Below are 22531 nucleotides of genomic sequence, written 5' to 3'. Positions count from 1 at the left end.
AAAATAAAAATACTTCATTCCCTGATAGCTCAGTTGGTAGAGCACTCGACTGTTAATCGAGTTGTCACAGGTTCGAGTCCTGTTCGGGGAGCCATATTTGGAGAGATACCCAAGTGGCTATAAGGGGACCCTCTGCTAAGGGGTTAGACTGCGTAAGCGGTGCGAGGGTTCGAATCCCTCTCTCTCCGTACGAAGCTTAAAGAATAAGCTCTGATGGCATTTTTGCCGTCCGGGCTTATTTTTTTTGCGGGAATTATCTAACAATTGCCTAATATTTAATAAACGATTATGAGATATAGTGAGTAAAACTACATATAGAGTGACAGGGGTTGAACGTATGGCACATCTTTTATCCATCCGAGTACGATTGATTTTGCTGCTTCTTGTGCCTTCCATGTTGTATTTAGCCACAAGCATTTATTTAATGGGACAAAATAAATCCAATACTGAAGTATTGGCATCGTCACTTTACGAGACAACGGATAAAAGCACATCATTGATTTTGAATGCCGATAGAGACATGTACCAGGCGTTAACGGCTTATCAGATGCTCGTTTCCGGGAAGCTCGGCGCTGAGGAGAAGACGGAGCAGCTCAAAGTGATGAAGGAGAATATCGAGCAAGCGAATATGAGAGTGGAGCAGGCCGCTGATATTATGAAAGCGAAAGGTCTGCACCAAATGGTTCATCCGGCAACGAAGCTGACAATTGAGCAAAATATTGCCGGTTTTCACGCATCATTTGATCAGTGGGCGAAGGAAGCGGATGCAGCAGTACAAACGCAGGGCAGAGGGGCTGCCGCCGGCAATGATCTGAAATTGATGGCTGAGTTCGAAAAAGGCCGGGAAGGCATGAATCAGATCGGAGAAATTTTGGATGCGTACGCCCAATCGAGCATTCAGGACATCGAGGCTGGGAATAAACAGACCGAACGAGGTGTTTACATCTCCGTTGTAATGATTATTGCTTTGCTTGCAGCGTCCGGTTGGCTTGTAATCAGTAAAATTATGAAGACGGTCACAACGATTCAGACGGTAACCTCTCGAGTTGCGGCAGGAGATCTCCGCCATGAACCCGCTAAGAAATATGCCAAGGATGAACTGGGCAAAATAACGGAATCCGTCGATTCGATGGTGCTGAACATCAAAGGATTGATCGGTACGATTGCCGCTAATGCGCAATTTGTTCAGGACGCATCGGTCGAGCTTTCGGATAGCTCGAAGGAATCAGCTACGGCTGCCGAGCATGTGGCCGGCAATATTCAAGAAATGTCCCATGACGTCGAGGTGCAAGTCAGAGGGAGTGAAGAAACGAGCCGAGCCATTGAAGAGATGGCAATCGGCATCCAGCGGGTAGCCGAGAATGCCAGCGTAATGGCTGATCATTCTTCGCACACCTCCGAGCATGCGGCACTGGGCAACGATCTGCTTGGCAAGCTTCAGCAGCAAATTGTAAGTATTTTGAAATCGGTAGACCAGCTTGCAGAGACGGTGCATTCATTGACGCGAAAATCGGACGAGATTGGACTTATCGCTTCCAGCATCACAACGTTCGCCAATCAGACGAACCTGCTGTCGCTGAACGCTTCCATCGAGGCAGCTAGAGCGGGAGAACACGGCAAGGGCTTCAACGTGGTAGCGAATGAAATCCGCAAGCTGGCTGCGCAGTCCATCGCATCCGCCGATGGTATCAACCAGCTGATTCATGAGACACGGACGGAGATCGCCAGCGTATCCCAGTCCATGCTTACGACGAAGCAAGAAGCCGGTACAGGCTCGGCGATGATGCAGGAAGTGAATCAAAGCTTCCAAACGATCCTGGCGTCGGTCACTCATATTGTTACGCAAATTCATGAGACATCGGCGATTACCGAGCAAATGTCGGCAAGTTCGCAGCAAATTTCCGCGACGATGGATCATTCGGCTGCCAGCTCGGCGCAGATGCTGGTGAAATCCCAGACCGTTGCCGCGGCAACGGAGGAGCAGCTGGCGATGATGCAGAACATCGCTGCCGCTTCCGAGCAGCTGCGCTCGGTCGTTAATACGCTGAATGAATCCGTAGCTTTCTTCAAAATTGTTTAGGTATTTAACATACAAAGGCACCCCCTGCGATACACGATGCAGTGGATGCCTTTTCGTTTTTTAGAACCAATGCTTGCGCTTGAAAAAATACCACATCGCGCCCCCCATGCCGATCATCAGGATCCACACGTACAGGTAGCCGTGCTCCCAACCAAGCTCAGGGATGTTTTTGAAGTTCATGCCATATAGCCCGACGATGAAGGTTAGCGGCAGGAAAATGGTGCTGAAGATGGTCAGTGTCTTCATAATTTCGTTCATCCGATCGGACTTCATGCTCATCTGCAGCTCCAGCAGTCCTGTTAGCGATTCCCGGAAAATGTCCAACGAATCGACGATGCGCGTAATATGGTCGATAATGTCCAGAAAATACACATCGTCTTCCTCCCGGGTGTAAGGGAAAGAGTGATGAGCGATCGCAGTGAGTGTGACGCGTTCCTCCATAATGACCCGGCGAAGCTGATGCATCGTCCGTTTCAGCTGGAACACGTCCTGCGCGATCCGAATCGCCGGATTCATATAGACGGACTGCTCCATGCTGTCCAGGCGGTCGTCCAGATGCTCCACGATGATGGTATAATCGTCGACGCATTGATCCAGGATAGCATGCAAAATAGTGCCGGGATGGCTCAGCCGCTCAGGGATCTCCTGGCAAGTCAGATAGAGCTGGTCCAGGAAGGGAAGTTTCTCTTGGTAGACCGTGATGACGAAGTTCGGACCGATGACAATGGCAATCTCCTGCGGTTCCAGCCGCTCGGATACGGCGAAGAAAGTCAGGAAAGCATGGTCCTTGTAAGTATCCATCTTCGGCCGCTGATTTAATTTGATGGCGTCTTCAACAAGGAGCGGGTGGCAGTGGAACATATCGCCTAGAATGTGTTTCACTTCATGGGGCGAAGCATGTTCCAACCGGACCCAGACGACTTCGTTTGATCCGGGCGGGCGTACAGCATCCTCACGGAGTGTTTCGCTGGCGGAATCATAGATAAGCATGGATGACAAACCGAACACCTCGAGTTAGGGTAAGTTGGTTTCAGCATATCATATAACACCGATTGCGTTCCATATTTTGTGCTTGTCAATTGTAAGAGTATCCTTTATAATAACAATTGTCGTCAAAAGGGCTGCACAAGCTACTGACATTTGCGGCCCGTTGGTCAAGTGGTTAAGACACCTCCCTTTCACGGAGGTAACAGGGGTTCGAGTCCCCTACGGGTCACTTTTATATCCTCTTATGCGGTCGTGGTGGAACGGCAGACACACCATCTTGAGGGGGTGGCGCTCACAAGGCGTGAGGGTTCAAATCCCTCCGACCGCATCCCAAGAAAACTCTTACTTCGGTAAGGGTTTTTTGTTATTTTTACGGACCTTACGGGGGATGGCTAAAGAGCCTAATGCGCGGATTAGGAGGCGCATCTATTGACCTGCAGCTGAACAGCTTGTAATCGGCGAGGGAAAAGTACAAAATATACTTAATTAGCAAAGCTAAAAGATAGAAATGTCAAGAGCTTAAGCACTAGGAGGAATTGCGAGTGGAAATAGGGATAACGACTTTCGTAGAGACAACGCCGGACCCTCGAACAGGCGAAGTGATAAGTCATGCGCAGCGATTGCGCGAAGTGGTTGAGGAGATTATTGCAGCAGACCAAGTAGGATTGGACGTCTTCGGGGTGGGCGAGCACCATCGCCAAGATTTTGCGGCGTCATCGCCTGCCGTGCTGCTGGCGGCCGCAGCGACCCAGACGCGTAAAATTAGGCTGACAAGCGCAGTAACGGTACTGTCTTCCGATGATCCGGTGCGTGTCTTTCAGGATTTTGCAACGCTGGACGGGCTCTCGAACGGCCGTGCGGAAATTATGGCGGGGCGGGGCTCCTTCATCGAATCGTTCCCGCTATTCGGTTATGATTTGAACGATTATGACGAGTTATTCGATGAGAAGCTGGAGCTGCTGCTGGAATTGCAGAAGTCCGAGAAGGTGACCTGGCAAGGCAAGCACCGTCCTGCCATCAACAATCTGGGCATTTATCCCCGCCCGGTTCAGCATCCATTGCCGGTGTGGATTGGCAGCGGCGGCAATACGCAATCGGTCATTCGCGCAGGCTTGCTGGGACTGCCGCTCGTTCTGGCTATTATCGGCGGAAGTCCGGTTCAGTTCGCTCCGCTCGTGAAGCTATATAAGCAAGCGGCGGAACGCGCAGGCCACGATGCCTCCAAGCTGCCGGTTGCTTCGCATTCGCATGGCTTTGTTGCCGCGGATACGCAAGTCGCCGCGGATAAGTTCTTCCCGCCGACGCAGCAGGTTATGAACGTGCTGGCGCGTGAACGCGGCTGGGGACGTTATGACCGCTCCAGTTTCGATGCGGCGCGCAGCTTCGAGGGCGCGTTGTACGTCGGCGATCCGGACACGGTTGCGCAGAAGATCATCCACCTGCGCAAAAACGTAGGCATCACACGGTTCATGATGCACGTGCCTGTGGGCTCGATGCCGCATGAGGATGTGATGGAGGCGATCCGCTTGCTCGGTACGGAAGTCGCGCCGCGCGTGCGGGCCGAAGTGGCGGCATGGGAAGCGGCCGGCCAAGGGTAGGGATCAGCTAACGGTCACCACAGCCGGTAATGCCGAACTTATGGCCCCGTTACTAAGCTAACGGACACGAGAGACCTTATTTGCCCGGTACGGCGCAAAATCACGCCTGAAATGAGCGAATAACGGCGCCGGTGTCCGTTAGCCATTCACAACGGCTCCATTCCCCCGAATAGGAGCCGCTGTGTCCGTTAGCCATCCGCCCGGGCGCAGCTAACTGGCTGTTCCAGGCACAGCTTGACGAACTTTAATGTAACTGATATAGTTACATTAACATCATTGCCAAGGAGGTATCCCATGATCAGCAGCCGCTTTTCCGTAGCCATTCATATTCTGGCTTTAATCGATATGAATGATGGGAAGATCACTTCCGAGTATATAGCAGGCAGTGTAAATACGAATGCCGCTGTCATTCGCCGCATTATGGGGATGTTAAGCAGAGCCAATCTGATTGCTTCCCGTCCAGGTGTTGTCGGCATTAAGCTGATTAAGCCTATTAAGGAAATTACTTTTTTGGACGTATATCGGGCAGTGGACCTTCCGGAAGAGCACGAGCTGTTCGCCCTGCACCAAGACACGAATCTCCAGTGTGAAGTAGGGAGAAATATACAGTCAGCGCTGGAAAAGCCGCTTCGCGAGGCTCAAAGCCAAATGGAACGTGTGCTCGAAGGCACAACGGTCGAGCAGATCGTGCAGGATATCAGGAGTCGGAGCTAATTTTTTTGAGCTTAAATGTAATGTTAGTAGTTACATTACATTTACAATTCACAAGGTATACTTTAACATGCAGCTACAGATACTTCGAGTTGGTGGTGTGACTTGCTCCAAGAGGGGTAAGCTTTATCATAAATCATTTTTTTAGGAGGAATTACCGATGAATCATTTAATCGTATACGCACATCCGCATGAAGGGAGCTTCAACAGCGCAATTCTGGAAACGGCTGCAGGAGCATTGAAATCCAAAGGTCATGAGGTTACGGTGCGTGATTTGAACAAATTAGGTTTCAATCCTGTTCTCTCGCCCGCAGATACGGCTGCGCTTAGAGAAGGGAATGCCCCAACCGACATTCGAACGGAACAAGAGTATCTGGCTAAGGCCGATGTCATCACGTTCATCTATCCGATCTGGTGGACGGGGCTGCCGGCTATTCTGAAAGGCTATGTAGACCGTACATTTTCGTATGGCTTTGCCTATCAGTACAATAGCGAAGGCGGAATCGACAAGCTGTTGACGGGCAAAAAAGGGATCATGATCAACACGTACGGCACTCCCGGCGAGATTTATGAAGCGATTGGCATGAATGCTTCTTTGAAGCAAACTTCAAGCGCAGGCATTTTCGAATTCTGCGGCATTGAGGTTGTGGAGCATCTGCTGTTCGGCGGCGTCACTTCGGTCGCGACGGATGAGGACCGCAAAGGGATGCTTGCGCAGGTTGAGCAAACGTTCAGTGCGCTGTAACGGCTGCAGCGGCCAACAGATAACCCTGACTCTTGAAGCGGAGTCAGGGTTTTTCGCGTTTGAGCACGGTTTTCATAACATAACGGGTCGGTTTTCTCCCTATTCGCGCCATGGGCTGTGGGCTATGCTTAGTAGCATCGGGATCACGATGGAGGCGAAAGATGATGAAGCCGAGAGAACATGTTCCGGATTGGCAAGAACTCAACGTGCTGGAAAGAAATACGGAGCCGCCGCATGCAGATTTGCTCCCGTTCGCGGATTGGGAGAGCGCGTTGGCAAACGAGCGGGAAGGCTCGGCCTATGTACATGTATTGAACGGAGAATGGGATTTCTCCTATTACGCATCTCCTGCTGAGGTGCCGCAGGATTTTCATGCAACAAGCTTTATAGCGGCAGATTGGGCCAAGCTCCCGGTTCCTTCCAACTGGCAGCTGCACGGCTATGGACGACCGCATTACAGCAGTTGTCCGTATCCATTTCCGATCAACCCGCCGCTCGTGCCGAATCAGAATGCAGTGGGCTGCTACCGGACACAGTTTGAGCTCCGCAAAGGCTGGGAGCATCGGAAAGTCCATCTGACTTTCGAAGGGGTGGATGCTGCCTTTCACCTGTGGGTGAACGGACAATTCGTCGGCTACAGCCAAGGGAGCCATTTTCATTCGGAGTTTCATGTAAGCCCTTACTTGCGTGAGGGGACGAATTGGATTACCGTTCAGGTGTATCAGTGGTGTGACGGCAGCTATCTGGAAAGTCAGGATAAATGGCGGATGAGCGGGATTTTTCGCGATGTGTATTTGCTCAGCTTGCCGCACGTGTCAGTTCGCGACGCCCGCGTAAGGACGCAGCTGCATGACGGGCATAAAGCGGCGAATCTTCAGGTGCTCGTTCAATTAAGCGAAGGGGCGGCACGCACGGAAGCCGCCGACTCCACGGTGATGCGAATATCGCTGCTGGATGCGGAGCGCCGGATTCGCTGGGATCATTACCACACTCTGCAGCCGGATGACCGCGTCGTGGAGCTGGATGAACAGGTGGCGGAGCCCCGTCTTTGGACGGCGGAAACCCCTTATTTATACACGCTGCTAATCACGTTATATGATAACGAGCAGCAAATCGTAGAAGTCACAAGCGTCAACGTCGGCTTCCGAGAGGTCAGAATCGAGGAAGGGCGCCTGCTCGTGAACGGCAGCCCGATTATTGTGAAAGGCGTCAATCGCAACGAGTTCGACGCGGAGCTCGGCTACGTGACGACGATGGCGTCAATGGTGCAGGATATTACGCTCATGAAGCAGCATAACATCAATGCCGTTCGTTTGTCTCACTATCCGAACGATACGCGATGGTTGGATTTATGCGATCGATACGGTTTGTATGTGATTGATGAGACGGATCTCGAGACGCACGGGTTTCATTTCTACGGGAATGAAGGTTATCTTGCCCAGCAGCCTGAGTGGCGAGAAGCCTTCGTGCAGCGCGCGAGGAAGATGGTGGAGAGAGACAAGAATCACCCCTCCGTCATTATTTGGTCGCTGGGCAACGAGTCCGGCTATGGCCCCAATCACGATGCTATGGCGGCATGGGTGCGGGAAGCCGACCCTACGCGGCCCATTCATTATGAACGGGCCTACGATGCCCCGGTCGTTGATATTGTCAGCTCGATGTATCCTGCGGTGGAGACGATCATCGAGGAGGGACGCAAGGACGATCCGCGTCCGTATTTGATGTGCGAGTTCGGGCACGCCATGGGCAACGCCGTCGGCAATCTGCAGGAATATTGGGATGCGGTATATACGTATCCCCGGCTGCTCGGAGGCTTGATCTGGGAATGGGCCGATCAAGGCATACGGCAGCGCACAGAGACAGGCGAAACCTGGTACGCCTACGGGGGCGATTTCGGCGAAGAGCCGCACAGCGGCCACTTTTGTCTGGATGGGCTGCTGTTCCCGGACCGGTCGCTCAAGGCTTCCATCTTGGAGTACAAGAAAGCCATCGAGCCTGTGAAGATCGAAGCCGTCGATGTGCTGCGGGGCCGGTTGAAGGTGCGGAACAGGTATGACTTCGCGGCTCTGTCCCATCTGCACGGCACGTGGAGCTTGCTGCGTGACGGGATCGTCATCGACGAAGGGGAGCTTCCGCAGCTGCACACGCCGGCCGGGCAGTCGGAGGACATCGTCGTCCCGCTGAGGATGCTCTTCAACCATAAGGGCGAATACTGGCTGCGCGTCCGATTCACGCTGCGGGAGGCGGAGGTGTGGGCGCAGGATGGGCACGAGATCGCGTGGGCGGACATCCCACTTACGGTCGTTGCGGAGGAAGCGGACGCGGCTCTTTCCGCCACCGGCGGAAGGCCGCTAACGCTCCGGCAAGCGGGTGACGAGATCACGATCGCAGGCGAAGATTTCGAGGTGCAGTTCAGTCTAGCCCGCGGCACGATGATGGGCTGGACGTACCGAGGCGCTGCCTTGCTGGAAGAAGGACCCAAGATCAATCTGTGGCGGGCTCCGGTCGACAACGATATGCATCTCGCCAAAGAATGGGTGAAAGCCGGGTACGACCGGCTCGTTACCGATGTGCGCGAGGTGAAGGTAGACTCTCTGGCGGATGGAGGCTGGCGCATAACCGCCGAGTCCTTGCTTGGCCCGCGCGGCGGCAAGCTTGCCTTCCGCGCAAACGCCGTCTATACCGTCGACCCGGACGGAGCGATTGCGCTCACGGTGCAGCTTGACCCGCTGGAAGAGCTGCCGCCGCTGCCCAGGTTCGGGGTCGAGCTGGTCATGCCGGGAAGCTTCGAGCGGTTCGGATGGTTCGGACGCGGTCCGCACGAATGCTATGCGGACCGCAAAGAGAGCGGGAAGCTCGGCATCTACAGCGGCTCCGTGGAGGAGCAGTTCGTGCCGTATTTGAAGCCGCAGGAGAACGGCAATAAGACGGATGTGCGCTGGTCGACGCTGACCGATTCGCAGGGAATCGGGCTGCAGTTCACGGGACAGCCGCTATTCGATACCAGTGTTCATCACTACACGACGGCGGATATGACACAGACCAAGCATGTCCACCGTCTGACGAAGGTTGATTCAACGATTGTGAAGCTGGACGCCCGCCAGAGCGGGCTTGGCAATCACAGCTGCGGCTATGCGCCTACGCTGGAGACTTATCTGATTCAAGCGCAAACGATGAGCTTTACGATTCGTCTGAAACCGGTCGTGCTCTCGATAACACCATCAACGGAGGGTTCCTTATGACATTACGAGTTGCTGCTTGTAAAACCGAATACAGACATGATCCTGTCGGTCTTGACGTTCTGGCGCCGCGTCTTTTCTGGCAAGTGCAGGATGACCGGCAAGGGGCGAAGCAAACCGCCTATCACATCCAGGTCGCCTCTTCCCGGGAGGCGCTGGAGCGCGGCGAAGCGGATATGTGGGACACGGGCAAGGTCAGCTCCAGCCAGTCGACGCACATTCCGTATGCGGGCAATCCGCTGCAAGCCGATGAGGACTATTATTGGAGAGTCCGGGTCTGGGACGACGGGAACGAAGCGTCGGCGTGGAGCGATACGGCCAGCTGGACGATGGGGATTTTGTCGCGGGGCGATTGGAAAGCGAAGTGGATCGGCCGGAAGCCGGAAACGGACTTGCCGATGCAGCCTTCTCCTTACTTGCGCAAAACGTTCGCGGTTCACAAAAAAGTGCGCCGGGCCACCGTCTATGCAACGGCACTAGGCGTATATGATCTGCATCTGAACGGCGAGCGGCTCGGCGACTATTTAGCCCCGGGTTGGACGGATTATAACATTCGTGTACAGGTTCAGGCCATGGATATTACAGAGAAGTTAACGGAGGGCAACCATGCGTTCGGCGTTATTCTAGGAGATGGCTGGTATGCGGGGACGGTAGGATTTCTGGGCAGTAAAGTGTATGGCGAAAGGCCCTTTTTCCTCATGCAGGTCAGCATTCATTACGCGGATGGAACGAGAGAGCGAATCCTAACGGATTCGAGCTGGCGAACAAGCCGGGGACCCATTCAATATTCCGATATGATCAAAGGGGAAACGTATGACGCAAGGGAAGAACTAACCGGGTGGACCGAGCCGGATTATGAGGATTCGTCTTGGGAGACGCCGGATGTGCGCGCCGGGTACAATGGCCTGCTGGTCGCGGCGATCGAGCCTCCTATCCGCATTACGCAGACCATGAGGCCGATCTCCATCCAGCGGACGGAGGCCGGGACCTACATTTATGATATGGGTCAAAATATGGTCGGTTGGACGGAAGTCCGCGTCCAGGGCGAACGCGGGACGAAGGTCACACTCAGCCATGCGGAGATGCTGAATCCGGACGGTACGCTGTACCTGGATAATTTGCGCGAAGCCCGCCAGCAGGATCATTACATCCTGAAAGGGGAGGGGCTGGAAAGCTATGAGCCTCACTTCACGTTCCACGGATTCCGCTATGTCGAGCTGATCGGCTACCCGGGTGAGCCGGATCTGGACACGATCACGGGGAAAGTCGTCCATTCGGATACCCCCGTGACGGGCACGCTGGAGACATCGGACCCTATGGTGAACCGGCTCTACGCCAACATCACGTGGGGGCAGCGAGGCAACTTCCTGTCCGTGCCGACAGACTGCCCGCAGCGGGACGAGCGGCTGGGCTGGACGGGGGATGCGCAAATCTTCGCCCGTACTGCCGCCTATAACATGGATGTCTCCCGCTTCTTCAGCAAATACGTGTGGGATATGGTCGATTGCCAGCAGCCATCGGGCGCTTTCACGGACGTTGCTCCCGATGCGGGTTGGATTCGGCACAAAAACTGGAACACGCGGCTGAACTGGTTCGCTCCGGACAACTCCGGCTGGGGAGACGCCGGGGTCATCATTCCGTGGACGATCTATCTGATGTACGGCGATGCCCGCGTGCTGGAAACCCATTACGAGGCGATGGTGAAATGGGTGCAGTACTTGCAGAACACGACCGACGGCCTGGTAAGGCCGGGCTATGCCAATTACGCCGACTGGCTGTCCATTGGGGCGGATACGCCCAATGAGGTGCTGGCGACGGCATATTTCGCCTACAGCACGAAGCTGCTGGCGCAAATCGCGGGCGTGCTGGGCCGAAGCGACGACGAAAGCCGGTACAGCGCGTTGTTCCACGACATCGCCGCCGCCTTCCGCACCGCTTTCGTCGGTGAAGACGGCCGTATTCACGGCGATACGCAGACGGTCTATGTGCTGGCTCTGCAGTTCGGCTTGCTGACGGAGGAGCAGCGCAAGCAGGCGCTTGACCGCCTTGTGGCGGACATCAAGGCGCGGAGCGACCGCTTGTCAACGGGCTTCCTCGGCGTGGGCTACCTGCTGCCGGCGCTGACGGACAACGGGCGTTCGGATACGGCCTACCAACTGCTCACGCAAGAAGCTTTCCCGTCCTGGATGTATTCCATCAAGCACGGGGCTACGACGATTTGGGAACGATGGGACGGTTGGACGGAAGAGAAGGGCTTCCAGACGCCGTCGATGAATTCGTTCAATCACTATTCCCTGGGGTCTGTCGGCGAGTGGATGTTCAGATATATGGCCGGCATCGAAGCGGATCCGGAGGCGCCCGGCTTTAAGCATGTGATCATCAAGCCGAAGCCTGGCGGCAATCTGAGCTATGTGAAGGCCAGCTACGAATCGTTGTACGGCACGATCACAGTGGCGTGGAGCCGCTCCGGGGAAGGCGCGTTCCGGCTCGAAGTGACGGTACCGGCCAACACGTCGGCAACCGTTCATCTGCCGGATGCTTCAGGCGCTCCGATTCATATTGATGCAGGAAGCTATGTGTTCGAAAACGTTTCTATGCTAAACTAAGGGCATATTCCAGGATACAGTCCGGGACCGGAAGGCGGAGGGGCAGGCGCTCCATCGTTAATCCGGCTCCGGCTGTTGTTGCATAGAAGAGAGGCAGGTCATCAGGATGCGCCGGATGGAAAGCATAAGAAAGCTGCTAGTCACTTTATTTCCCAGAATTCGTACCGTGCTGTTATTGAGTTATTTCATCATCATCCTCTTCTGCATTACGTTGATCGGCACCGCTTCGTTCTACATCTCCTATAACTCTATGGCGGACCGCGTGGAAACCGCTAGCGCGCAGATCGTCAGACAGATTGAATTTAACATGGATAACGAATTCCATAACAAAAGAAATCTGCTCCTCGCGCCTTACTACAACCAGGAATATATCGATAACATTAATGCCTATCCGGCCATGGACAGCCAAAATAAATTTCTGTTCCGCCAGAAGCTGGGCGATTTATTTCTCAAGAGTTTCAATATTACCCCTATCCCGGATTTCGTTCGGTTCCAAATTTATTACAGCAACGGGGAATTGTTGAATTCCTCAGACAATACAACCTATGGCAGCCCCAGCCAAGTGCTGAATGCCGAATGGTTCCAGCAAACCGTGGCCAAGGACGGGCTGGTGAACTTCTTCAGCTCACCGCCGGCAGAAGGCACGCAGGAGAGTCCGACGGCTTACTCCACATCGATGCTCATTCGCGATTTCTCCAATCCGATCGGGTTCATTGTTGTTCGCGCCGACTATAACTACGGGCTATTCACGGGGATCGGGCAGCGTGCGGATCTGACGACCAACAGCCGTTTTCTCATTCTTAACGACATTAACAATGCCATCTTCGACTCAGCGGAGGGACACGCTCCCGACTTGGACGCGCCAACGCTAGCCCAAATAAAAGGAGACAACGGCAAGTTCTGGACAGGGACCGGAGACGCCACCATGCTCGTGTCCTACACACGCTCCCAGTATTCCAACTGGAAAACGGTGCTGATCATGCCGAAGGAAGAAATTTTTTCCTCGCTGGACCCTATCAAAACGGCAGCCATTTGGACGGCGATCGCCGCTTTCCTGGTCAGTGCGGTCGTCTCGCTCTTGTTCGGACGCAGCATCACGAATCCTATTCTGCATCTGTATAAAACCGTTAACCACATTAAACGCGGTGACTTCTCCGTCCGAGTGGATATTAAACGGAAGGATGAAATCGGCCGGATCGCGATGAACTTCAATGCGATGCAGGACGAGCTGCAGAAGCAGATCGAGACGAAATACGTGTATCAAATCAAGCTGCAGCAGATGGAGCTGGCCATGCTCTACTCTCAGATTAACCCGCACTTCCTCTATAATACGCTCGACAGCATCAAGGCGATGGCGGACTATTATGATGTGGAGGAGATCGGACAAATGGCGCAATCTTTGGCCGATATGTTCCGTTACAATACGAAGAATTCGGATGAAATCGTGACGCTTCAGGATGAGCTCGTGCAGATCGAGGCGTATATTAATATCCAGAGCATCCGGTTCGAAGGGAAATTCGATTATCGCGTAGAGATTGAACACGAGCTGTACCCATTCCCGATGTTGAAAATGACGCTCCAGCCGCTCGTGGAGAATGCCGTTTTCCATGGAATCGAGCGCAAACGCGGCAAAGGGACGATCCACCTCAAAGCTTGGAAGGATAATGACTCGGTTTATATCCAGGTGAATGATGATGGTGTGGGCATATCGGAGACAAGGCTGGAGCAAATTCTCACTTCCTTAAGGCTGCCCCTCTACCAGGAAGAGTATAAGCTCTCCGCCTCAAGCGGCGGGATCGGCGTCCAGAATGTGTATGCGAGGTATACGATTCGGTATGGCGAGCAGTTTCAATTCAGCATTGCCAGCAGGAAGGGAATAGGGACGCAGGTAACGTTAAAATTAACGAAGACCTGACCGGGATCGCAGATGTAGGATTATTCAACATAGAAAGTCGTTATCGTGCATGGGGGACAGGTAAGCGCTTGCAATATAATCAGATATGTAAGGAATATTGAAGGAGGGGTACAGAAAATGAGGAAAATGAAAACGGTAACACTGTCCGCATCCCTTGCGGCAGTTATGGCATTAACGGCTTGCGGAAGCGGCGGCACGGACTCAGGCACGGGCAGCTCTACACCGGCAGCCTCCCAGGCACCGGCGAACGCATCGACGCCTGCGCCGGCGAAGAAAGATCCGGTCACGCTCACATTCGCCATCGCCAACACGGTTGACGCCACGCCTTTCAATAAAATATTCAAGGAGTTCGAAGCGAAGACGGGCAATAAAGTCGAGCTGCAGGCGCTGCCAGGCGGCGACTTCGATAACATGATGAAGACGCGCTTCTCCACCGGCGACTTCCCGGATCTATTCCTGATGCAGCCTGGCCCTAAGCAGTACGTGAAGCTGAGAGCTTCGGAGACGCTCCGCGAATGGTCAGGGGATCAAGCGGTATGGGACCGCATTATTCCGACGATGAAAGATTTCCAAATGGATGCGGGCAAGAAAATCTACGGTGTTCCTTTCGGCGCTACCGGCATGATGGGAATTTACTATAACAAGGATGTATTCGCCAAAGCAGGCATTCAGCCGCCCAAAAATTATGCCGACATGATCGAAGGCGCGAAGAAAGTGAAAGCCGCAGGCGTCACCCCTTTCTACGAGGGAGTGAAGGACGGCTGGCCGCCTCAGGTGTTCTACTTCACAGGTTGGGTATCGAACGTCGATCCGGCCATCGGCGATGCAGGCGTGCAAAACCTCGAGAAAAACGCGCTCAAGCTGGCTGACATTCCGGCACTGAAGGATCTGTTCGCCAAGCAGAAGGAATTGAAGGATCTGGGACTCATCCAGTCCAACCCGCTGGCGGGCACCTTCGACGAGCTGCAAAACTTGATGGGCGAAGGCAAGGTGGGCATGGCGTTCATGCTGGACGGCATTATTCCGCAGCTGGAGAAGAAATTCGGGAAAGATTTCGTCACGAATAAAATCGGCTTCTTCCCGTTCCCGTCGGCAACCGATGCGGGTACGGCCATGATCACCCCGCCGAATCAGCTCATGATTCCGACGAAGGCGAAGCATGCCGACGTGGCGGCAGATTTGGTGAAGTTCATGATTACGCCGGAAATGGTCGATCTGTACTACCAAACAAGCCCGGGCATTCCGATCTTCCAAGGCGCGAAGAGCTCCTTATATCCCGTACAGCAAACGGTGAAAGACTTGATCGACGCGAATAAAGCGAAAATCAACGTGCAGAACCGCCTGACACCGACATTCGCCGATTTCCAGAAAACGCTGCAAACGTTCTTCATCGACGGCGATGTCGACAAAGCGTTGAAGGAATTCTCAGCGAACTATGAGAAAGACGGCAAGTCCAAGCTGCTTGAAGGCTTCAAGTAAGCTGTGCCTTTACCCGGCCGGAAACTCCATGCTTCCGGCCGGAACATTACATGAAGCTGAAGGAGGGGGGACGAGATGGGGAAGCATACGTACCCGCTATATTTTTCATTCCCGGCTCTCGCCGTTTTTCTCTTATTTTTTATTACGCCGACATTGATTGGGTTCTACTATAGCTTCACCGATTGGAATATTAACGCCGAGAGCATCCAGTTCACGGGGCTCGCGAATTATATCGAGCTGTTTCAGGAACCGAGATTGAAAACGGCTTTGATCAATACGCTCATCTTTGCCATTGTCGTCACCTTGATGCAAAATTTTCTCGGCTTAGGCCTAGCCCTCATCTTGAACGAGGCGCTGAAGCTGCGCAACCTGCTGCGAACGATTTTCTTTCTGCCGTATGTGATTGCGCCGATTGTCATCGGGTATATTTTCCGGGCTATTTATCATCCGGAACACGGCATTGTGAACACGCTGCTAAGCGGGATAGGGCTTCAATCGCTTGTGCATGATTGGCTCAACGATCCCAAGTACGCCTTGTTTTCCATTATTGTGACGGATCTATGGCGTGTGGCCGGGTTCTCGATGGTCGTTTACTTAGCCGGTTTGCAGTTCATTCCGAAGGATCTGATCGAAAGCTCGTCGATGGACGGAGCCCGGTACTGGCAGCGTTTCCGCTCGGTGGTGTTCCCGCTTCTGGCTCCTGCTCTGACCGTTAATGTGCTCCTATCCATGATCGGTTCGATGAAAGTGTTCGAAATGGTCATGGTGCTGACGGAAGGCGGCCCCGGCTATACGACGGAAGTGTTCTATACCTATATTCGAAGCATGTTTAGTACGGGTTTATTCGGTTATGCGACTGCTGTGAATGTGGTGCTGTTCGTACTCGTTACGATCGTCGGCGTTCCCGTGCTCATGGCCATGAAGAAGAGGGAGGTCGAGATGTGATGGCGCCAAAATGGAGATTATGGATGCTCGAAATTGTCGCTGTCATCCTGGCATGCCTGATCTTGATCCCTTTCCTGATGATCTTGGTCAATTCGTTCAAAGGCATTCGGGAATCCGCTTTATTCGGACTATCGCTGCCTTCTGAATGGCAGTTCACGAACTATAAGGAAGTATTTCAGCAGGCGAACATTTTGCGGGGGTTCAAAAATAGCATTCTGATTTCCGGCCTGGTCGTGGTATGCGTAAACTTGTTCGCGTCTATGGCGGCCTTCATTATCCAGCGAAGAGACGACCGCTTCCTGCGGGGAGCTTACTACACCTTCATTATGGGGCTGATCGTTCCGGTGTCTATCGTGCCGACGATTAAGCTGTTGGGCGACCTGCATATTAAAGGCACGTATTTCAGTCTGATCATGTATTATACGGCGGTGCTGCTGCCATTTGCGGTGTTCCTGCTGGTCGGCTTCATGAAGTCGATTCCGAGGGAGCTCGATGAGGCGGCCTTGCTGGAGGGCTGCGGCTATTTCCGGTTATACGGGCAGATCATCTTGCCGCTGCTGATGACGGTGCTCGTGACCGTATCCATTGTCGTAATGGTATCGGTCTGGAACGATTTCTTCGGGCCGTTCTACCTCATGACGGACAGTACGAAATGGACGATTGTATTGCAAATTTTCAACTTTGTGACGATGTACAGCACGAATTGGGGCGTCGTGTTCGCCTTCATGGTGCTGGTCGTATCACCGATTCTCATCGTGTATCTGCTGCTGCAGCGCTATATCATTGACGGGCTGACGGCAGGATCGTTGAAAGGATAATGATAGGAATCGAGAGCCGAAGGAGGAAAAGGAAATGCGAAGAGTCATCATTGTGGACGATGAGAAGTGGATACGCAGAGGATTGATTCAGTCCATTTCCTGGAACGAATGGGGCTTGGAGCTCGCAGGGGAAGCCGGCGACGGCGGCATCGGCTATGAGATGGCATTGGAGAAAAAGCCGGATCTGCTCTTCCTCGATATGCGCATGCCGGGCTTCGACGGCAAGCAGCTGCTGGGGCTGCTGAGCCGGGAGCTGCCGGACCTGCTGACGATCGTGATCAGCGGATACTCGGATTTCGAATATACGAAAGAAGCGATTCGCCATAAAGCTTTCGATTATTTGCTCAAGCCGGTCAAGAAGGAAGAGCTTGCCGCCGTAGTGGAGAAGGCGCTGCTGGAGCTGGACCGGCGCGAAGACGAGAAGCGCAAAGCATCCGGCGGTCACGGGGAGGATTGGCTGCGGCAGCTGCTGCATGCGGCGGAGGGCGAGCATGCGCCTGCAGGCGCGAGCTTCGTGCCGTCCGCTTGGCAGACCGGCGAGATTGCGCTGCTGGTGGGGCATCCGGACGCCTTCGAGCCCCCGTGCGATCAGGCTCGGTTGCTGCCTGCCGTGCAGGAGCAGCTGGACCGGATGCAGCCTTTCCTGTTCGGAGGGCGCTGGACGTATGAAGTGACGGCGCTGCAGGACGGCTCCAGGGACATGGTTATCGCGCTGTGCGGACCTTGCCTGGATGCCAAGGATATCGGCAGGCTGCATACAAGCGCGCAGACAGCGCTGAAGCAGGCGGGGAGCGCGAGCATCAGCTTCGGCGCGGTCATCCGGAAGGAGGGCGCCTCCAAGCTGGGAGAAGCGCTTGGCGAAGCGAGGAAGGCGCTGGCGGGCAAAGAGCTGACGGCTGTGAGCGCACTGCTCTTCGCCGAGAAGAGCAGCGGCGTCCACCTGTCAGGAAGCTATCCGCAGGATAAGGAGAAGACGTTCTTATGGAGTCTTCAATCCGGCAACGGCGAGGCTGCGAATCAAGAGCTGGACCGCTTGTTCGACGCGTTCGCCGGCGGTTCCGCGACGGTCGGACAACTGCAATGGCGAGCCGATCTGCTCCTGCATGCCGTAGAGAAGCAGCTTCAGGCGAAGGAAGCGAGACTGGAGGATATCAGCGGCAAGAATACGCTCGCTTATTCGGAAATGATCTATGAGCGCGGCGATGTCAGCGCGGTGAAGAAGATTTTCGCAGAGGAGCTGATCCCCGCCGTGCTGGCGTTCTACCGGCAATCCGGGGAGAAGCAGGGAGAGAAAGTCGTCGGCGAGCTGAAGAAGTGGATGGAGAACAATTACGACCAATCCGTCTCGCTTCATCAAATCGCCAGCAGCTATTATTTGAATCCGGACTATTTGAGCCGGGTGTTCAAGAAGATGACGGGGAAAAACTTCGTCGATTATTTAACCGATATTCGCATGCATAAAGCCAAAGAGCTTATGAACGTATCCACATACAAAAATTATGAAGTCGCGCAAAAGGTCGGCTATGAGGATTACCGGTACTTCAGCCAGATTTTCAAACGGAAAGTCGGCATGACGATCGGTGAATACCGCAAAGCAATCGGCCAGGCGGACCAATAAGGAGAGAAGCACGCATGACGAAACGACTTATTCCCGATACGCTGATGCTGGAGGAACGCGCTGCACATGCCATTAATGCGATGATCGGCATGGCGGACCATGATCATAACTATATTCCCTTTTTTGCCGCTAACTTAATGCATAAGCCTGCTTTCGTGACGCACGGAGACTGGGATTACGGCTCCTCTCACGGGCGTATGATCGACGGACTCATTCTTGCCCGGCATATGTCCGGGGAAACTTACGGCCAAGAGGTGGAGGCGCGCTACCGGGAGAACCTCTTGTCCTTCTTCAAAGAAGACGGGATGAGCTACCGGCAGAAGAACCCGACCCGCGATTGGGAGCCGAATGCGAATCTGATTGATCAGCGGGCTGTCATTCTATCGCTGACTTCTTGGTATATGGAATCGCGTGACGAGAAGGTCAAAGAAGCGGCGGACCGCCATGTGGCGGCGCTGAAGCGAATCGCGATCAAAGAGCGTGATGTCTGGTACTATCCGGCTTCCGAGTATAAGGAAACGGGCTGGCCATCCGCCAATGCGGTGCAGCTGCGCCTTGCGCCGGATCCAGCAGCGTTCTGCGGCCGGCTGGTGATGCCGCTCCTGAAGTATCACGAGCTGACGGGCAACGAGGACGCCTTCGAGCTGTGCCAATTCTTCACCGCGTTAATTATGGAGCGCAGCGGCGTGTTCAATAGCGACGGCAGCTTCAACGATTCGCTCGCTTACCGCAGCGGGCACTTCCACACGCGAATCGGCACGCTGGACGCCATCGCAAGGTTCGGCGTCTTCACGGGCGATGCGGCGATGATCGCCTGGGTGAAGAAGTGCTACGATTGGGCGCTGACCAAATGTACGGCCTTCGGCTGGACGCCGGGCGACCTGCATGAGCAGGCGTATGAGCATGAGACGTGCTCGCTGGTCGACTTGATCGCAACCGGCATTACGCTGGCGAGAAGCGGCTATGTGGAATATTGGGGGACCGTGGAGCGCTTCCTGCGCAACCATTTGGCCGAGTCTCAGCTGCTTGACCTGGACTGGGTGGAGCAGGCTCATGACAAGTCGAATGACATCCTGGCGAACAAAAGCTTCTATAAAGTCGCAGAGCGCACGCGCGGTTCATTCGCTGGCTATTCGGCGCCGAACGATTTCGTCTGCGATGTGAATGAAGGACGCGGCCATACGAACGATTTGCAGCTATGCTGTCTCGGTTCGGGGACGCGCGGCCTCTTCATGGGCTGGAGCAATACCGTTACGGAGAAAAACGGGACGATCAGCGTCAATTTCCTCTTGAATCGCGGATCCAAGTGGCTTGATGTCAGCTCCTATTTGCCGCACGAAGGCAAGGTTGTCCTCGATATTCATACCGATATTTCCCGTCTGCAGATTCGGATTCCGGAATGGGCGGGCTTTACCAAAATCAAGTTCGTCCGCGAGCGGGACGGAGAGGTCATCGAAGGCAGAGGGAACGAAGCCAGCCGTTGGGTGAACAAGCACTTCCTCATGCTGGGGGCGGCAAGCGCCGGAGAGCGAATTACCGTGACGTTCCCGCTGAGCTTCCGCAAAACATTGGAGAATGCGGTCGGGCAAACCTTCGAGGCGGAATGGCGCGGAGACGATGTCATAGGCATCACGCCGAAAGGCAAGAATAAGCCGCTATATAGCGGGCGGCAGGTTTACGAAGAGGCGCCTCTGAGAGAAGGGGATTACCGGCGTTTGGATAAGGAGTTCGTCTGGTAATAGGTTGGCCGATGGCTGCAGTGGATAGGGCCAGCGGGTACGGGATGGCGTGAGAATGAGGGGGCTGGATAAGTTTGGAACAAATGTCAGGAGGGACTCCGATGCAAACTGTCGTTGCGATCTATACGGGCCAAGGGTTGGCCGATCCGTTGAAAAAGGTGTTTCAAGAGCTGCTGCCGGACGTGCGGCTCTACAATATTATCGATGACAGCCTGATCGGGGATGTCGTGCGTGCCGGGCATATTCCGGAGGTCGTGTCTAAGCATTTGATGCAGTATTACCGGCATGCCGAGGAGATCGGCGCCGATGTCATTCTGAATACATGCTCCTCCGTCGGAGACGTTGCAGACGAGGCGCGGACGGCGCTGAGTGTGCCAATTGTTCGGATCGACGAAGCCATGGCGGGCGCAGCGGTGGCCGGCTATGAGCGAATTGCCGTATTGGCGACGCTGCCGTCCACCCTCGAGCCGACCCTAAGGCTGATCCAGCGCAAGGCGGATGAAGCGGGTGCTGCCGTGCAGCTGGTCAGCGGGCTGGCCGAAGGCGCGTTCGACGCCTTGGTCGGAGGCAAGCCGGAAGAGCACGACCGCCTGCTGCTGGAGACGGCGAAGCGGGTGATGGACGGCGCCGATGTGCTCGTCCTGGCGCAAGGCTCGATGGCGCGTATGGAGCAGGCGCTGGCTGAGGCAACTGGCAAGCCGGTGCTGTCATCGCCGAGATTCGGCGCTCTGCAGGTGAAGGCTGTGCTGGAAGCGGCTAAGGCGGGTTCGTAGGAGGAGAAGCGGAATGAATCAAGATCGCGTAACGGCTGTTTATTTGGTGGAAACTGCGTATTCGTTGGAGCAGGCTGCCGCTTGTATAGCCGGGGAGCAGTCCACCGGGACGTTCACCGCGGTTCCCGGCGAGACGGACGCTCTGAAGGAGCGGCATGGGGCAAGAGTGGAGCGCATCGAGCCGTTGGAGCCGGCTGACCGGCCATCGCTGCCCGGTGCCAAAACGCCGCCGAATCACGATGGCAAGTACCGCCGCGGACGGGTGAGCGTGTCGTTCCCGCTGCTCAACTTCGGGCCCTCGATCCCGAATCTGATGTCGGCTGTCGCCGGCAATCTGTATGAGCTGCAGGAATTGTCAGGGCTGAGACTGCTGGATTTGGAGCTGCCGGAAGCTTTCGCCGTGCGCTACCCCGGGCCTAAGTTCGGCATTGAAGGGACGAGGAAGCTGACGGGCGTCTACGACAGGCCGATTCTCGGGACGATCGTGAAGCCCAGCGTCGGCTTGTCGATGGAAGAGCTGTCGGCGCTGGTGGAGAAGCTGGCTCGGGCGGGAATGGATTTCATCAAGGATGATGAACTGAACGCCAATCCTCCCTATGCGCCGCTAGCGGATAAAGTGAAAGCCGTCATGGCGGCTGTCGAAAGGGCGGCGGACGCCACCGGCAGGAAGCTGATGTATGCGTTCAATATCACAGGCGATTATGACGAGCTGCGCCGCAATCACGACTTGGTCGTAGGGGCGGGCGGTACTTGCGTGATGGTGAGCATCCTGAGCATCGGGCTTTCGGGTTTGTCCTATTTGAATTCGTTCAGCGAAGTTCCGATTCACGGACATCGTAATCAATGGGGAATGATGACCCGTTCTCCGCTGCTCGGCATGGAGTTTACGGCTTATCAGAAGCTTTGCCGGTTGGCCGGGGCGGATCAGCTGCACGTTAACGGATTGAACAGTAAATTCTATGAGAGCAATGAATCGGTCGTACGGTCCATTGAAGCTTGTACGGCGCCTCTGTTCGGCGGCTATAAGGCGATGCCGGTCGTATCCTCCGCCCAGTGGGCGGGAACGGCGCCGGTTACATATGCGGCAACGGGAACGGTGGACGTCATGCACTTGGCCGGCGGTGGTATGCTGGCCCACCCCGACGGGCCGGCGGCCGGCTTCGAGAGCATGAAGCTGGGCTGGGAGGCGGCGGTGCAAGGCATTCCGCTCGAGGCGTATGCCGCGCAGCATCCTTCCTTGCGGAGGGCGATCGAGAAATATGGGAAGGTGTGAGGGTG

Annotated in this window: 15 protein-coding genes and 4 tRNA genes; 18 read left to right on the top strand and 1 reads right to left on the bottom strand. The window is 54.8% G+C overall.

Annotated features, from left to right (window positions below; genetic code table 11):
• The first annotated feature begins 18 nt into the window (after positions 1–18).
• The 3 genes from PUT07_RS05985 (at position 19) to PUT07_RS05975 (ending at position 2080) form a co-directional block, all read left to right on the top strand.
• Positions 19–94, top strand: a tRNA-Asn gene (locus PUT07_RS05985).
• Positions 95–99: 5 nt separating this feature from the next.
• A tRNA-Ser gene (locus PUT07_RS05980) sits at positions 100–188 on the top strand.
• 149 nt (positions 189–337) lie between these two features.
• A complete protein-coding gene (locus tag PUT07_RS05975; RefSeq protein ID WP_274466913.1) occupies positions 338–2080 on the top strand; it encodes a methyl-accepting chemotaxis protein in 1743 nt (580 codons plus the stop codon).
• A 60-nt stretch (positions 2081–2140) separates the two neighbouring features.
• Here the strand turns inward: PUT07_RS05975 and corA are convergent, their stop codons facing one another.
• Positions 2141–3070, bottom strand: a complete 930-nt coding sequence (gene corA, locus PUT07_RS05970; RefSeq protein WP_274467481.1) for a magnesium/cobalt transporter CorA — start codon at positions 3068–3070, stop codon at positions 2141–2143.
• Between the two features lie 154 nt (positions 3071–3224).
• On the opposite strand from corA, the gene PUT07_RS05965 reads away from it, so the two are divergent.
• From PUT07_RS05965 to PUT07_RS05895, 15 genes are all read left to right on the top strand, one after another.
• Positions 3225–3296, top strand: a tRNA-Glu gene (locus tag PUT07_RS05965).
• A 17-nt stretch (positions 3297–3313) separates the two neighbouring features.
• Positions 3314–3395, top strand: a tRNA-Leu gene (locus PUT07_RS05960).
• Positions 3396–3609: 214 nt separating this feature from the next.
• Positions 3610–4665 (top strand): LLM class flavin-dependent oxidoreductase, encoded by a 1056-nt coding sequence (locus PUT07_RS05955; protein ID WP_274466912.1) that lies wholly within the window; start codon positions 3610–3612, stop codon positions 4663–4665.
• 294 nt (positions 4666–4959) lie between these two features.
• Entirely contained in the window at positions 4960–5379 is a 420-nt protein-coding gene (locus tag PUT07_RS05950) for an Rrf2 family transcriptional regulator (protein WP_274466911.1), read from the top strand.
• Between the two features lie 157 nt (positions 5380–5536).
• Positions 5537–6121 (top strand): NAD(P)H-dependent oxidoreductase, encoded by a 585-nt coding sequence (locus PUT07_RS05945; protein WP_274466910.1) that lies wholly within the window; start codon positions 5537–5539, stop codon positions 6119–6121.
• 161 nt (positions 6122–6282) lie between these two features.
• Complete coding sequence (locus tag PUT07_RS05940) at positions 6283–9363, top strand: glycoside hydrolase family 2 TIM barrel-domain containing protein (protein WP_274466909.1); 3081 nt, start codon at positions 6283–6285, stop codon at positions 9361–9363.
• Complete coding sequence (locus PUT07_RS05935) at positions 9360–11966, top strand: glycoside hydrolase family 78 protein (RefSeq protein ID WP_274466908.1); 2607 nt, start codon at positions 9360–9362, stop codon at positions 11964–11966. Before PUT07_RS05940 ends, PUT07_RS05935 begins: the two co-directional genes overlap by 4 nt.
• A gap of 115 nt (positions 11967–12081) precedes the next feature.
• The gene (locus tag PUT07_RS05930) at positions 12082–13881 is read left to right on the top strand and encodes a cache domain-containing sensor histidine kinase (RefSeq protein ID WP_274466907.1); all 1800 of its coding nucleotides are present in this window, start codon (positions 12082–12084) and stop codon (positions 13879–13881) included.
• Between the two features lie 117 nt (positions 13882–13998).
• Positions 13999–15360, top strand: a complete 1362-nt coding sequence (locus PUT07_RS05925) for an ABC transporter substrate-binding protein (protein WP_274466906.1) — start codon at positions 13999–14001, stop codon at positions 15358–15360.
• 75 nt (positions 15361–15435) lie between these two features.
• Positions 15436–16305 (top strand): carbohydrate ABC transporter permease, encoded by an 870-nt coding sequence (locus PUT07_RS05920; RefSeq protein ID WP_274466905.1) that lies wholly within the window; start codon positions 15436–15438, stop codon positions 16303–16305.
• A complete protein-coding gene (locus PUT07_RS05915; protein ID WP_274466904.1) occupies positions 16305–17123 on the top strand; it encodes a carbohydrate ABC transporter permease in 819 nt (272 codons plus the stop codon). Before PUT07_RS05920 ends, PUT07_RS05915 begins: the two co-directional genes overlap by 1 nt.
• Before the next feature lie 34 nt (positions 17124–17157).
• Positions 17158–18741, top strand: coding sequence for a response regulator (locus PUT07_RS05910; RefSeq protein WP_274466903.1), 1584 nt, complete (start codon positions 17158–17160; stop codon positions 18739–18741).
• A gap of 14 nt (positions 18742–18755) precedes the next feature.
• Positions 18756–20480 carry a hypothetical protein gene (locus PUT07_RS05905; protein WP_274466902.1) on the top strand — a complete coding sequence of 575 codons (1725 nt, stop codon included), beginning with the start codon at positions 18756–18758 and terminating at the stop codon, positions 20478–20480.
• A gap of 101 nt (positions 20481–20581) precedes the next feature.
• Positions 20582–21253, top strand: coding sequence for an aspartate/glutamate racemase family protein (locus PUT07_RS05900; RefSeq protein WP_274466901.1), 672 nt, complete (start codon positions 20582–20584; stop codon positions 21251–21253).
• A 13-nt stretch (positions 21254–21266) separates the two neighbouring features.
• Positions 21267–22526, top strand: coding sequence for a ribulose-bisphosphate carboxylase large subunit family protein (locus PUT07_RS05895; protein WP_274466900.1), 1260 nt, complete (start codon positions 21267–21269; stop codon positions 22524–22526).
• The last annotated feature ends 5 nt before the right edge of the window (positions 22527–22531 follow it).

This window comes from Paenibacillus sp. MAHUQ-63 (assembly GCF_028765165.1).
Classification (GTDB): domain Bacteria; phylum Bacillota; class Bacilli; order Paenibacillales; family NBRC-103111; genus Paenibacillus_E.
The sequence above is the reverse complement of the archived record's forward strand: the minus strand, read 5'-3'. Positions and strand labels throughout refer to the sequence as shown.